The organism is Ruegeria sp. SATB027 (assembly GCF_059613825.1).
Genome location: NZ_JBXWTH010000032.1, coordinates 18,889 through 31,514, shown reverse-complemented (window position 1 = coordinate 31,514; position 12,626 = coordinate 18,889). Strand labels below are relative to the sequence as shown.

At 57.3% G+C, this 12,626-nt stretch carries 13 protein-coding genes; 3 read left to right on the top strand and 10 right to left on the bottom strand.

Features of this window, described 5'->3' with window-relative positions:
• Window positions 1-47: 47 nt before the first annotated feature.
• From AC2FPW_RS07770 to pgsA, 3 genes are read right to left on the bottom strand one after another with little or no spacing between them, the layout of a single operon-like run.
• Window positions 48-491: a molybdenum cofactor biosynthesis protein MoaE gene (locus tag AC2FPW_RS07770; RefSeq protein ID WP_480494390.1), complete on the bottom strand. Its 444-nt coding sequence runs from the start codon at window positions 489-491 to the stop codon at window positions 48-50.
• A gap of 3 nt (window positions 492-494) precedes the next feature.
• Window positions 495-740, bottom strand: a complete 246-nt coding sequence (gene moaD / locus AC2FPW_RS07765; protein ID WP_209506660.1) for a molybdopterin converting factor subunit 1 — start codon at window positions 738-740, stop codon at window positions 495-497.
• A 3-nt stretch (window positions 741-743) separates the two neighbouring features.
• On the bottom strand, window positions 744-1,412 hold the full coding sequence (pgsA, locus tag AC2FPW_RS07760) for a CDP-diacylglycerol--glycerol-3-phosphate 3-phosphatidyltransferase (RefSeq protein ID WP_480494392.1): 669 nt from the start codon (window positions 1,410-1,412) through the stop codon (window positions 744-746).
• 174 nt (window positions 1,413-1,586) lie between these two features.
• Here pgsA and AC2FPW_RS07755 point away from each other — a divergent pair, with 174 nt between their 5' ends.
• Window positions 1,587-2,471, top strand: coding sequence for a DMT family transporter (locus AC2FPW_RS07755; protein WP_496813124.1), 885 nt, complete (start codon window positions 1,587-1,589; stop codon window positions 2,469-2,471).
• On the opposite strand, the gene uvrC is transcribed toward AC2FPW_RS07755, so the two are convergent.
• From uvrC to AC2FPW_RS07725, 6 genes are all read right to left on the bottom strand, one after another.
• Window positions 2,468-4,330, bottom strand: a complete 1,863-nt coding sequence (gene uvrC / locus AC2FPW_RS07750; protein ID WP_480494396.1) for an excinuclease ABC subunit UvrC — start codon at window positions 4,328-4,330, stop codon at window positions 2,468-2,470. The genes AC2FPW_RS07755 and uvrC overlap by 4 nt on opposite strands.
• Window positions 4,331-4,620: 290 nt before the next feature.
• Complete coding sequence (locus AC2FPW_RS07745; RefSeq protein WP_267365424.1) at window positions 4,621-5,400, bottom strand: SDR family oxidoreductase; 780 nt, start codon at window positions 5,398-5,400, stop codon at window positions 4,621-4,623.
• 21 nt (window positions 5,401-5,421) lie between these two features.
• Window positions 5,422-6,384 carry a calcium/sodium antiporter gene (locus tag AC2FPW_RS07740; RefSeq protein ID WP_267365434.1) on the bottom strand — a complete coding sequence of 321 codons (963 nt, stop codon included), beginning with the start codon at window positions 6,382-6,384 and terminating at the stop codon, window positions 5,422-5,424.
• A gap of 171 nt (window positions 6,385-6,555) precedes the next feature.
• Complete coding sequence (locus tag AC2FPW_RS07735; protein WP_496813122.1) at window positions 6,556-7,353, bottom strand: S49 family peptidase; 798 nt, start codon at window positions 7,351-7,353, stop codon at window positions 6,556-6,558.
• Between the two features lie 114 nt (window positions 7,354-7,467).
• Entirely contained in the window at window positions 7,468-8,229 is a 762-nt protein-coding gene (locus AC2FPW_RS07730; RefSeq protein WP_209598717.1) for an ABC transporter permease, read from the bottom strand.
• Complete coding sequence (locus AC2FPW_RS07725; protein WP_480494404.1) at window positions 8,226-9,155, bottom strand: ABC transporter ATP-binding protein; 930 nt, start codon at window positions 9,153-9,155, stop codon at window positions 8,226-8,228. Before AC2FPW_RS07725 ends, AC2FPW_RS07730 begins: the two co-directional genes overlap by 4 nt.
• A 170-nt stretch (window positions 9,156-9,325) precedes the next feature.
• Between AC2FPW_RS07725 and AC2FPW_RS07720 the strand changes: the two genes are divergently transcribed.
• Entirely contained in the window at window positions 9,326-10,414 is a 1,089-nt protein-coding gene (locus AC2FPW_RS07720) for a CaiB/BaiF CoA transferase family protein (RefSeq protein ID WP_480773382.1), read from the top strand.
• Between the two features lie 81 nt (window positions 10,415-10,495).
• Here AC2FPW_RS07720 and hemE read toward each other — a convergent pair whose 3' ends face one another.
• Complete coding sequence (hemE, locus tag AC2FPW_RS07715) at window positions 10,496-11,530, bottom strand: uroporphyrinogen decarboxylase (protein ID WP_496813120.1); 1,035 nt, start codon at window positions 11,528-11,530, stop codon at window positions 10,496-10,498.
• A gap of 106 nt (window positions 11,531-11,636) precedes the next feature.
• Between hemE and hemC the strand changes: the two genes are divergently transcribed.
• A complete protein-coding gene (gene hemC / locus AC2FPW_RS07710; protein ID WP_496813118.1) occupies window positions 11,637-12,602 on the top strand; it encodes a hydroxymethylbilane synthase in 966 nt (321 codons plus the stop codon).
• Window positions 12,603-12,626: the final 24 nt, after the last annotated feature.

Sequence of the window (12,626 nt, the reverse complement as noted above, 5' to 3'; positions counted from 1 at the left end):
CCTTGCGCCACCGCCCAAGTTTGCAAGAATAAACGGTCGCTAAATCACTACCACCGGGTCAGCGCGTCTTCGTCTTCGTCTTTGGCTGCGACCCATTCCGCACCAGAGTGGGTGATTTCCTTCTTCCAGAAGGGTGCGCGAGACTTCAGATAATCCATCAGATATTCCGCTGCCTCAAACGCATCTTTACGATGCGGCGCAGCGGTCGCCACCATCATGATCCTGTCTCCCGGGGCCAGTCGGCCATGACGGTGGATCACCAGGACGTCACCCAATGACCACCGCTCCTTGGCTTCCTGGGCGATCTTGGTCAGCGCCCGTTCCGTCATACCAGGATAGTGTTCAATCTCCATCACATCCAGATCACCGCTTGCCAAGTCGCGCACAACGCCGGTGAAGGTGACAATGGCTCCGTTGGCATCATCCCCCGCGGCAAAAGCATTGGCCTCGGCGCCCAGATCGAATGCTTCCTGCTGAACAGCGATCCGCATCGCTCAACCGCCCGTCATTGGTGGAAAAAACGCCACTTCCCGAACGCCCGAAAGCGAGGCGTCAAAATCCGACAACTCCTGATCCAGTGCAACGCGCAGGGCGGACAAATCGGCAAATGCTGCGGCATAGCGTTCTTCCCGCGCGCTCAACTCGGCCACCAGGTCATTAACTGTGACTGCCTGCGTCTCGACCTTTTCCTTTGGCAAACCGATACGTTCGCGTACCCATGCAAAATACAGCACATCCATCCCTCAGATCTCCTTCAGATGTGGCATGGCTTTACGTAGGTAATCATAGCCGGTGATCAATGTCAGCGCCGCCGCAATCCACAGCAACCACAGCCCGATCTGGCCTGCCCAGAACATACCATGGATGTTCCAGCGCAGGTGATTCACATCTTCAACCTGGCCTGCGATAATCTGTTCTACCAGCGCGGCGTCCATGCCGAAACTCGCCATCACGGCATAGTGTTCAAAGATGCCCTGCGAGAACAGAACGGCGATGGCGATCATCTGCGCTGTAGTTTTCCACTTGGCCAGCTTTGTAACCTTCAGCGTCCCCGCCACATCGCCCAGATATTCGCGCAGGCCCGAGACAAAAACCTCGCGGAACAGGATCACGGTGGCGGGTAGCACCAGCCATGGCGTCCAGTGTTCGGTCGAATAGCCAACCAGAATCATCAGCGCGATCACCACCATTGCCTTGTCGGCAATCGGATCCAGCATCGCGCCCATCTTGGTTTCCTGTTTCCACGCACGGGCCAGATAGCCATCAAACCAATCGGTGATCGCCGCCGAAAGGAATAGGATCAAAGCGAACCAGTCCGCATAGGGCCGGGTGAAGTACAAAAACATTACGGCCAGACCGGGCGCAGCCAGCAGGCGTAGAACCGTCAGGATATTGGGCAAATTCCACTTCATGGCTTGGACCCTATATCGCCGGTTCAAGACAGAAAAGACAAACCGGTAAAAAACTACATCACTCACAACAGCTTGGTCAAAGCGCCGCAGGTCCGACGCTTTGCGCCTCGTGCACTTGGCGTTTCACGTCTTTGCAGTCAGATTGCCCGTCGACTGCAAAGAGGAACGTACAGGATGACAGCGCATATTCAAACCGACGCCCGGTCGAACATGGTCGGCAGCCTGTGGATGGTGGCCGCAATGGCGGGCTTTGCGTTGGAGGATGCGTTGCTGAAAGTAGCATCGACCGCGCTTCCGATCTGGCAGGTTCTGGTTCTGTTCGGGACGGGCGGGTCCGTAATCTTTGCCGCGCTGGCGTCGGCTCGTGGAAAACGTCTGATACACCCAGACGTTCTATCCCGCCCGATGAAAGTTCGGGTGCTGTTCGAAGTCTTTGGTCGGCTGTTCTATGTGCTCGCCATCGCGTTGACGCCCTTGTCCTCGGCCACCGTGATCTTGCAAGCAACGCCTTTGGTTGTGGTCGCAGGCGCGGCGTTATTCTTTGGTGAAGCGGTTGGTTGGCGGCGATGGAGCGCGATTTTTGTCGGTATGATCGGAGTCGTCATTATTCTGCAACCGACCGGGGACAGTTTTTCACTACTGTCGATGCTGGCCGTGCTGGGTATGTTAGGGTTCGCAGGGCGTGATCTGGCCAGCCGCGCGGCCCCTGCGACCCTTGGAACCGAAGTACTGGGGTTTTATGGTTTCCTCAGCATTATCGTCGCGGGCCTTGCCTATCGGGTGTGGGAAGGCGCACCCATGACACCGGTTAGCACGCACACCAGCCTGCATCTGACGGGCGCGGTTCTGATGGGCGTCATGGCCTATGCCGCGCTCATGAACGCAATGCGCACGGGTGAAGTGTCAGCCGTGACCCCGTTCCGCTATACGCGACTGCTGTTCGGTATCGGGTTGGGTATCGCACTGTTCGGCGAAAGCCTGGACCGTACTATGTGGGTCGGCAGCGCGCTTATTGTGGCCTCGGGCCTCTATATCCTGTGGCGGGGGCGACAGGTCTAACCCTTGTCGTGGAAGAAATCATAGACTTTCTGAGCCAACCCGGCCGAGATTCCCTCGACCGCTTTCAGGTCTGCCAGATTGGCCCGGCTTACCGCTTTGGCGCTGCCGAAGTGAGTCAGCAAGGCGCGCTTGCGTGCAGCCCCGACGCCCGGAATTTCATCCAGCGGCGTGGCACCAACGGCCTTGGCGCGTTTCGCACGGTGGGTGCCAATGGCAAAACGGTGCGCCTCGTCCCTTAGCCGTTGAATAAAGTACAAGACCGGATCGTTGCGTTTTAGGGCAAAGGGGCGCTGGCCGATCCGGTGAAACTCTTCCTTGCCGTGGTCACGGTCGACCCCTTTGGCAACACCGACCATCGGAATGTCTTCGACCCCGTGGGCCTGCATGATCTCGTGCACAGCGCTGACCTGTCCGGCACCGCCATCGATCAACAGCAGGTCGGGCCAAAGCCCTTTATCCCGATCCGGGTCTTCTTTTTGAAGGCGGGTGAAGCGACGGTTCAGAACCTCTTTCATCATGCCAAAATCATCACCCGGCGTCAGGTCGTCGCCGCGAATGTTGAACTTGCGATAGGCGTTTTTCATGAACCCGTCGGGCCCTGCCACGATCATACCACCCACCGCGTTAGTGCCTTGGATATGAGAGTTATCGTAGACCTCAATCCGTCCCGGTGGACTATCCAGATCAAACGCCTCTGCCACCCCGCGCAGCAACTTGGCCTGCGTGGCGCTTTCCGACATGCGCCTGGCCAGAGACTCTCGCGCATTGCGCAAGGCACCTGCAACCAGTTCCTGTTTCTCACCCCGCAGCGGGACAAGGATTTCGACTTTGCGCCCGGCTTTCTCGGACAAAGCCTCCTGCATCAGATCGGCGTTTTCGATCCCGTCCGACAAGATCAACTGCCGTGGTGGTTCCTTGTTGTCGTAGAACTGGCCAAGGAAAGCCTCCATCACTTCGGCATGTGATACATCCGGGCCAACACGCGGATAAAAGTCCTTGTTGCCCCAGTTCTGGTTGGCACGGATGAAGAATACCTGAACACAGGCTTGCCCGCTGTCCATATAAAGGCCGATCACATCCGCCTCGGTCACGCCACGAGGGTTGATGCCTTGCGCGGTCTGTACCTGCGTCAGCGCCCGGATGCGGTCGCGCAGACCGGCGGCGCGTTCGAACTCCATAGCCTCGGACGCCGCCATCATCTGTTCAGCCAGTTCCTCCTGCACCTTGGTCGAGCGCCCCGACAGGAAACGTTCTGCATCCTTGACGCTTTCACTGTAATCCTGCTCCGAAATCAAACCGACACACGGCCCGGAACACCGTTTGATCTGATAAAGCAGACAGGGCCGCGTGCGGCTGTCGAACATGGAATCCGAACAGTTGCGCAGCAGGAATGCCTTTTGCAGCTGGTTCAATGTGCGGTTTACAGCACCCGCGCTGGCAAATGGTCCGAAATAGGCGCCTTTTTCCTTCTTCGCCCCACGGTGTTTTTTGATCTGCGGAAAGTCATGATCCTTGGCGACCAGGATGTTCGGAAAGCTTTTGTCGTCCCGAAGCAGCACATTGTATTTCGGTTTAAGCTGCTTGATCAGGTTCTGCTCCAGCAGCAGCGCCTCGGTTTCCGTTCTTGTGGTCAGAAACATCATCGAAGCGGTCGAGGAAATCATCTTCTCGATCCGGCCCGAGTGACCCGGCCTTGTATAGTTCGACACCCGCGCCTTCAGGTTTCGCGCCTTGCCCACGTATAAAACCCGACTGTCGGCATCCAGCATCCGGTACACCCCGGGTGAGCTGTCCAGCGTCTTCGCATAACGCTGAATGCAGGCATAACCGGTCAGGGACGATTCACTGTGGGTAGTCATGGGATTCCGATATGATTCTCTTTTACTGGCTGCAATCTTGCGGGCTTCAGATCAAGAGAAAACAAATCCACGATTCCTGTGGATAAGTGTGAAGATAAGTTTTCACAGCCTTAGATTTTCCCTTGTTTCATTACCACTTCATTAACATGCACAAAAAATAGGCACATTATCAAGATGCTGATTTTTAACGATATTTTTTCACACATTTAGCAAGTGTATGAAAAAAAAGACATTTTTGTAACACGCAGGTAACACAAACGTGCGCGGTGCAAAACTTGCAGCGATATTGCTTATTCAACTCCCAGAACATCCGGTGTTTTCCACCCCAGGTGTTGGCCGCCATCCACGCATATCAGTTGCCCCGTTACTGCGTGTGCATCCAGAAAATATCCCAAAGCGGCGGTGATATCCGACGGATTTGACCCGCGTTCCAGAACAGTATTCGTTCGTTGCGCCTGGAAATGCTCAGCGCTTTGACGATGCCCCTGTACCGTTGGTCCGGGTCCGATGGCATTGACCCGGATTGCAGGGGACAGCGCCTGTGCCGAGGTACGGGTCAGCGTCCATAGCCCCATTTTGGCGATGGTGTAAGACATGAACTCGGGTGTCAGCTTGCGTACACGCATGTCCACCATGTTGATGATCAGACCGGTCGCAACAGGTTCGCCATTTTCGTCCGTGTCCGGGGCCAGCCCCTGCCCGGCCATGGCTTGGGTCAAAACGAACGGTGCCCGCAGATTACTGTCGAGATGGCGGTCCCAGCTTTGGCGGGTCGCGGTGTGAACGCTGTCATACTCAAAGATCGAGGCGTTGTTCACCAGACAGGTGATCGGCCCGCCCAGAGCCTCGGCTGCTTTGGGCAGCAGATCCTGCACCTCTGCCTCATCCAGAAGATCAGCCTGCAATGCCACTGACCGTCGGCCCATAGCCTGGACCTCCGCCACAGTCTCGTGCGCGGGGCGTTCTGAGGACGCATAATGAACGGCGACATCATATCCACGACCCGCCAGATAAAGCGCCATGGCCCGACCCAGACGAATACCGGCACCGGTCACTAAAGCTCGGGTCATGCTTCACCTCGTTTTGTCAGATCACACCAGCAATACAGTGACATAAAGCGCATAAAGGAAGGTCAGCACCAGCCCCCAACCGCGAGAGATATCCTGCTTGAAAACAACAAAGGGAACCAGAAGCAGCGATGCGCCCAGCATGACCCAAAGGTCAAAATGCAGGAAACCGGGATCGACCGGGATACGCCCGAACCAGGTTGCGATCCCGATAATGGCCAGAAGGTTGAACATGTTCGAGCCAATCACGTTGCCAAGGGCCACATCGGCCTGTCGGCGCAAAGCGGCCATCACGGTTGTCGCCAGTTCAGGTAAAGACGTTCCAACCGCAATCAGAGTCAGACCGATAACTGTTTCACTGACACCATATGTCCGGGCGATGACCGTCGCATTTTCCACCAGCAGGTGCGCCCCCATAGGAAGGCCCACAAGGCCGAGGATCAGGTAAACCGATACCTTCCAGTAAGGCATGTCAGGATCGGCTTCTTCCAGACCTTCAAGGTCGTCGTCATCGGCACAGGCTTCGCCACAGGCCTTGCGGTGCGCCTTTGCTTCACGAAACGCATTCATCAGAACCAGGCCCAAAGCCGCCAGCAGGATCAGGCCGCTGACGACGGTGAATGTTCCACAAAACGCCAACCCTATGAACAGGGCCGTCGCCATCAGCATGAAGGCATAGTTCCTACGGCTGTCGCATTCGCTGGTATGGATCGTTGCCAGCATCGCAGGAAGACCAAGAACCAACAGGATGTTGGCCGTGTTTGATCCGACAACATTGCCCAGCGCGATACCCGGTGCGTGTTCCTTGACGGCGCTGATAGCAATCAGCAGCTCGGGCGCGGACGTGCCGAAGGCCACAATCGTAAGGCTGACGATCAGGGCCGGGACCCCCAAGCGCAGGCTCAGGTTCACTGCGCCACGCACCAAGGCATCGCCTGCCAGCAACAGGATCAACAAGCCAAGACCAGACAGCAGCCACGTGGTGATCAAGCCCGGCCTCCTTTTTCACAGGCACAAGGGCCTTTTCCGATGCGATAGCGACCGCATCGCGGACATTTCGCCGAGCTTAGCCTTTTCTGCCCGGGAAACCGCAGCTTGCCGAACATTGCCAATACGCCCATTGCGATCAGAAAAAGAGTGACAGCCTTTACGATCACGTCACAAACCGAAACGCGCGTAGGCTGCCCGCTCCTCTAACCCTGCGATAGCATCCTGCGCTAGGCTGGCACCAAGCCGGGTCCAGATCGGTTTTTTCACGCCATAGCGGCGAAATTTGACCTTGTCACCGAAACGGTCCTGCAACTTTGGCTTCAGATGGGCGATGCCGTCGATAAGCCCCAGTTCCTGCGCGCGACGCGCCAGCCAGACCTCGCCCGTGAACAGATCAGCTTCCTGATTCAGCTTGTCCCCGCGCCGATCTTTGACATGCGCAATGAAATTCTCGTGGATATCGCCCAATAACCCTTGCAGGCGGGCTACATCCTCTTTCTTTTCCGGTGAAAACGGGTCGAGCATGGACTTCGATTTCCCGGCGGTATGGACCCGCCGCTCAAATCCCTGCCGCGCCAGAAAGACATGCGCGCCAAATCCAGCCGAGATCACACCGATCGATCCCAGTACAGAACTGTCATCGGCCCAGATCTCATCCGCTGCGGCGGCCAGCCAATACCCACCGGATGCAGCGACGTCTTCGACAAAAGCGATGACCGGCACGTCCAGTTCTTCGGACAAACGCCGAATGCGCGCACCGATCATTGAACTTTGGACAGGGGATCCGCCCGGTGAATTGATCTCAAGCGCCACGGCCGCAGGTTTTCCCTTGCGAAAGGCTTTCTCGAGAACCGGCGCAAGCGTGGCGTCGTTCAAGGACCCGCGCCCGGCCATTCCAATGGCGCCGGACAGGCGGACAACGGCCACACAGGGGTGTTTTTTGACGAACGGCAGGCTGAGCTTCATGGGTGCCGATGTAGAGTGCCACCAACCCGTAAACAAGAGACTCTTCGAACCTTGAACGCGACGTGAACCAAATTCACACACTCAATGGGCAAAAATGCAACGCCCCGGTGCGGGTTAGCTGCGAATGCGCCAGCCAGTTTTGAAGATCCAGCCAATGACCGCCAGACACACCCCAGTAAAGGCTATGATGGCCAGCAAACTCAGGGCGATGGGCACATCCGCAAGCCCGAAAAACGACCAGCGAAACCCCGAAATCAGATAGACGACCGGATTGAACAACGTGATCGTCTGCCACAGAGGCGGCAGCATCGAGATTGAATAAAACGTACCGCCAAGGAAGATAAGTGGCGTGACCACAAGCTGCGGTACCAGAGACATCTGTTCAAAATTACTGGCCCATATCCCGATGATAAAGCCCAGCAACGAGAAGCTGAGACATGACAGGATCAAAAACGCCGCCATGGCAAAGGGGTGTTCGATCCGTATGTCGACGAAGAAGGTCGACGTGGCCAGAATGACCAGTCCCACGAACAGCGCTTTGGTGGCCGCTGCACCGACATACCCAATCACGATTTCGATAAAATTCACCGGCGCCGACAGCAACTCGTAAATGGTGCCCAGAAACTTTGGGAAATAAATTCCGAAAGACGCGTTCGAGATCGACAGCATCACCACCGACAACATAATCAAGCCCGGCACAATGAACGCGCCGTAGGATACGCCCTCGACCTCCTGAATTCGACTGCCGATGGCGGTGCCAAACACCACGAAATACAGCGAGGTGGAAAGAACCGGTGACAGGAAGCTTTGCGCCAGGGTGCGAAAGAAGCGAGCCATTTCGAACCGGTAGATTGCAGCGATTGCGGTCCAGTTCATGCCGCCTCTCCGGATACCAGATTTACAAATATCTCTTCCAGGCTCGATTGCCGTGTCTGCACATCGCGCAACACCAGCCCGGCCTGCGACACGTCATTCAACAGGGTCGTTATCCCCGTGCGATCCGCATGGGTATCGTAGGTATAGATCAGGCTATCCCCCGCGCCGTTGAGGGTCAGATTGTGGCTGGCCAAATCATCGGGAATCCTGGCGATTGGCTCGGTCAGCATGACGACAATCTGCTTTTTGCCCATCTGCGCCATAAGCGTGTCTTTATCCTGCACCAAAAGCAGCTCACCCTTGTCAATGACGCCGACGCGATCCGCGATGGCTTCGGCCTCTTCGATATAGTGGGTGGTCAGAATGATGGTGACACCGTCCCGTTTCAGCTCGGCCACGATTTCCCACATATCCTTGCGCAGCTCGACATCCACACCCGCCGTCGGTTCATCCAGAAACAAAACACGTGGTTCATGCGCCAAGGCCTTGGCGATCAGCACGCGGCGTTTCATGCCGCCCGACAACTCCTTGATTGCGTTCTTGCGCTTTTCCCACAGCGAAAGCTTGCGCAGAATGTCCTCGATCCGGGCGTTGTCTTTGCCCAGCCCAAACAATCCGCGTGACAGCCGAACCGTGTTCCAGACCTTTTCAAACGGTTCCAGCGCAATCTCTTGCGGGACAAGCCCGATCATTCTGCGCGCTGCGCGATAGTCCGACTGAATGTCGTGCCCGCCGACTGAAACCGTACCGGATGTTGGCGTGGTTATTCCGCAGATCGTCGAGATCAGAGTAGTTTTTCCCGCCCCATTCGGCCCCAGAAGCGCAAGAATTTCGCCTTCTTCAATGTCCAGAGACACACCTTTCAGCGCCTCGAACCCATCGGCGTAGGATTTGCGCAGATCTCTGATGGATAAAATGGTCGTCATATCCGCTCCCCGTTCTGGCCCAGACCCTATCGCCCCGAACACAGGGATAACAGGCCCATTCCGCACCATGTGATGAACAACTGCCAAAAGGAAGACCGCCCGCGCCAGCAATCATCCGGCTTGCAATCCCGACACCAGCCAGCAAACTCTGCCGGAAACGGAGGGCCTTGATGCTGAACGGAATACGTGTTGTCGAACTCGAAGGTCTGGGCCCCGGCCCGTTTAGTGCCATGTTACTGGCAGATCTGGGCGCTGACGTGATAACAGTCCACCGCAAAGGGGGCGCCGCAACACCGGGTATGCCGGAACGTTCCCTGCTGGACCGGGGCAAAAGATCCATCGCACTTGATCTGAAGAACGCCAATGATCTGGATACCGCACTTCGCCTTATTGACACAGCCGATGCCCTGATCGAAGGATTCCGCCCCGGTGTGATGGAAAAACTGGGGCTCGGCCCGGATACCTGCCTGACCCGCAATCCAAAACTGGTCTATGGGCGCATGACGGGCTGGGGGCAGAATAGCCCGCTGGCCGACACGGCGGGGCATGACCTGAATTACATCGCCCTGTCCGGAGCGCTCTGGTATGCATCACGTCCCGGCCAAGCACCGCAGACCCCGCCAACGTTGGTGGGTGATATCGGCGGTGGGGCCATGTATCTTGTGGCAGGCGTTCTGGCAGGGCTCATCAATGCGCAACGCACTGGCGCAGGTACTGTCGTTGACGCGGCAATCTATGACGGCTCGGCCCATATGATGAACCTATTGATGACAATGCGCCAAACCGGCAACCTGTCTGAAACCCGGGGTCAAAGCCTGTTGGACGGTCCCCACTGGAGCAGAACCTACGCCTGCGCCTGCGGTGGCTATATTTCCGTGCAATGCCTCGAACCAAAATTCTACATGCAATTTCTGAGCTTACTGGGCCTCACAAACGATACCGAGTTTCAACGGCAATACGACCGTGATCTGTGGCCTTCGCTTTCACGCCGTCTGACCGATATTTTCGCCAGTCAACCACGCGACCATTGGGAGGCCCTGTTTCGAGGAACAGATGCCTGCGTTGCCCCAGTTCTCAGCCCGGACGAAGCCCGCTCACACCCGATGAACCTCCATCGCAACTGCTGGCAGGATTTTGACGGCGCATTTCAGGCAGCCGCCGCCCCACGGTTTTCAGGCCATGACTGGACCCCGAAACCCAGCCCCATGCGCGGCGAGCATACTAAAGAGATCCTCGCAGAGCTCGACAGCCTGCGCTGATCCGCACTTCATCTGGCCCAAAATATCCCGGGGGATGAATTGGCCGCAGGCCAAGAAGGGGGCTGGCCCCCTTTAACCTGCTTACTGCCCGCGCACCGTATCAATCATCAACTGAACATTCTCAGGATCGGCATCCGGCGTGATCCCATGTCCCAGGTTGAAGATGTGCGGCCCTTTCGAGAAAGCCTCGACAATCCGCCGCGTCTCATCCACCAGAGCCTGCCCACCGGTCACCATATGCGACGAGGCCAGGTTTCCCTGCACACAACCATCAACCTGTACATGTCTGGCGGCCCAATCGGGCGACACCGAGTTGTCCAGCGCGACGCAATCCACGCCCGTCGTCTTGGCAAACCCGACATACCCCTCCCCCGCCTCGCGCGGGAAACCGATCACCGGGATGCCGGGGTGACGTTCCTTGATGGCCTGCGTAATCACACGGCACGGTTCCACCGCGTATTTGCGAAACGCCTCACCTTTCAGGGAACCCGCCCAGCTGTCGAAAATCTTGACCACCTCGGCCCCGGCGTCGATCTGAGCCGACAGATACTCGATTGTTGCCGCCGTGATGCGATCCAGCAGCGCCTCGAATAAGGCAGTATTGCTCTCTCGCAGAGCGTGTGCCGGTCCCTGATCGGGTGTTCCACGCCCAGCGATCATGTAGGTCGCGACTGTCCAGGGCGCGCCGGCAAACCCGATCAGCGCGGTCTCAGACGGCAATTCTCGCGACAGGATCCGAACCGTTTCATAAACGGGCGACAATGTCTCGTGAATCGCGTCCACCGGCTTCAACGCATCAAACTCGGATTGCCGCGTGATCGTCGACAAACGTGGGCCTTCGCCGGTCACAAACCACAGATCCGCACCCAGCGCCTGCGGCACCAGCAGGATATCGGCAAACAGGATCGCAGCATCAAACCCATAGCGCCGGATCGGCTGCAATGTGACTTCGGCGGCCAGTTCCGGGTTATAGCATAAAGACAGAAAATCTCCGGCCAGGGCACGGGTAGCCCGGTATTCCGGCAGATACCGGCCCGCCTGGCGCATCATCCAGATTGGCGGCACATCCTGTACTTCACCCGCCAGCGCCCGCAGCAGTTTCTTTGTCTCGGCCATTTTCGCCCCCAGTCTTCCGGTTTTCGCAACGGGTCGTCCTTCGGCGGCAATTTGTCAAGCTCAGCCCCCATTGTCAGGGCAATGTGACGCGACTAAAGCTGTGCACATGACTTTGACCCTGCCCACCCCCGCATCGCCCCTCAGAATTGGCACCCGTGGTTCACCGCTGGCATTGGCTCAGGCCTATGAAACCCGCCAGCGCCTGAGCGATGCGTTTGATCTACCCGAAGCGGCCTTTGAAATCGTCGTGATCAAGACAACTGGCGATAATCGCGCTATGATCGATGCGGATCGTCCCCTGAAGGAAATCGGCAACAAGGGCCTGTTCACCAAGGAAATCGAAGAGGCGATGTTGCGCGCCGAAATCGATATCGCCGTGCATTCAACGAAAGACATGCCTGTTGAGCAGCCCGAAGGGCTGGTTCTGGACACATTCCTTCCGCGCGAGGATGTGCGTGACGCTTTCATCTCGCCGCGCCTTAACTCGATCCACGATCTGCCCGAAGGGGCTGTTGTGGGCACCTCGTCTTTGCGGCGCCGGGCACAGCTGCTGAACCGGCGGCCGGACCTGAAAGTGGTTGAGTTTCGCGGGAACGTGCAGACGCGGCTGAAAAAGCTGGAAGCCGGGGTTGCGGATTGCACTTTTCTGGCCATGGCTGGCATTCGCCGTCTGGGCATGGACGAGATTCCAGCCAGCGCCATTTCTCCGGATGACATGCTGCCCGCGATTGCACAGGGTACCATTGGCATCGAACGGCGCAGCAACGATATGCGCGCGGCTGAAATGCTTGAAGCGATTCATCACACGGAAACAGGATGGCGGCTGGCCGCTGAACGCGCCTTGCTGGCCGCGCTGGACGGATCTTGCGAAACTCCGATCGCTGGTCTGGCAGAACTGGACGGAGACAACTTAAGGCTGCGCGGCGAAGTCCTGCGCCCAGATGGATCGGAAACCGTGAACAGAGATGTGACCGGTTCCGTCAAAGACGGGCCGGAAATGGCCCGCACGATGGCAGCAGACCTGTTGGAGCAGGCAGGTCCGGGTTTTTTTGATTGGAAAAATTCAAATTAATTTAAGGCAGTGTGAACTTGATCA

Coding starts and splice junctions, on each gene's coding strand:
- AC2FPW_RS07770 (WP_480494390.1), bottom strand. CDS start 491: ATGCGGATCGCTGTTCAGCAGGAAGCATTCGATCTGGGCGCCGAGGCC.
- moaD (WP_209506660.1), bottom strand. CDS start 740: ATGGATGTGCTGTATTTTGCATGGGTACGCGAACGTATCGGTTTGCCA.
- pgsA (WP_480494392.1), bottom strand. CDS start 1,412: ATGAAGTGGAATTTGCCCAATATCCTGACGGTTCTACGCCTGCTGGCT.
- AC2FPW_RS07755 (WP_496813124.1), top strand. CDS start 1,587: ATGACAGCGCATATTCAAACCGACGCCCGGTCGAACATGGTCGGCAGC.
- uvrC (WP_480494396.1), bottom strand. CDS start 4,330: ATGACTACCCACAGTGAATCGTCCCTGACCGGTTATGCCTGCATTCAG.
- AC2FPW_RS07745 (WP_267365424.1), bottom strand. CDS start 5,400: ATGACCCGAGCTTTAGTGACCGGTGCCGGTATTCGTCTGGGTCGGGCC.
- AC2FPW_RS07735 (WP_496813122.1), bottom strand. CDS start 7,353: ATGAAGCTCAGCCTGCCGTTCGTCAAAAAACACCCCTGTGTGGCCGTT.
- AC2FPW_RS07730 (WP_209598717.1), bottom strand. CDS start 8,229: ATGAACTGGACCGCAATCGCTGCAATCTACCGGTTCGAAATGGCTCGC.
- AC2FPW_RS07725 (WP_480494404.1), bottom strand. CDS start 9,155: ATGACGACCATTTTATCCATCAGAGATCTGCGCAAATCCTACGCCGAT.
- AC2FPW_RS07720 (WP_480773382.1), top strand. CDS start 9,326: ATGCTGAACGGAATACGTGTTGTCGAACTCGAAGGTCTGGGCCCCGGC.
- hemE (WP_496813120.1), bottom strand. CDS start 11,530: ATGGCCGAGACAAAGAAACTGCTGCGGGCGCTGGCGGGTGAAGTACAG.
- hemC (WP_496813118.1), top strand. CDS start 11,637: ATGACTTTGACCCTGCCCACCCCCGCATCGCCCCTCAGAATTGGCACC.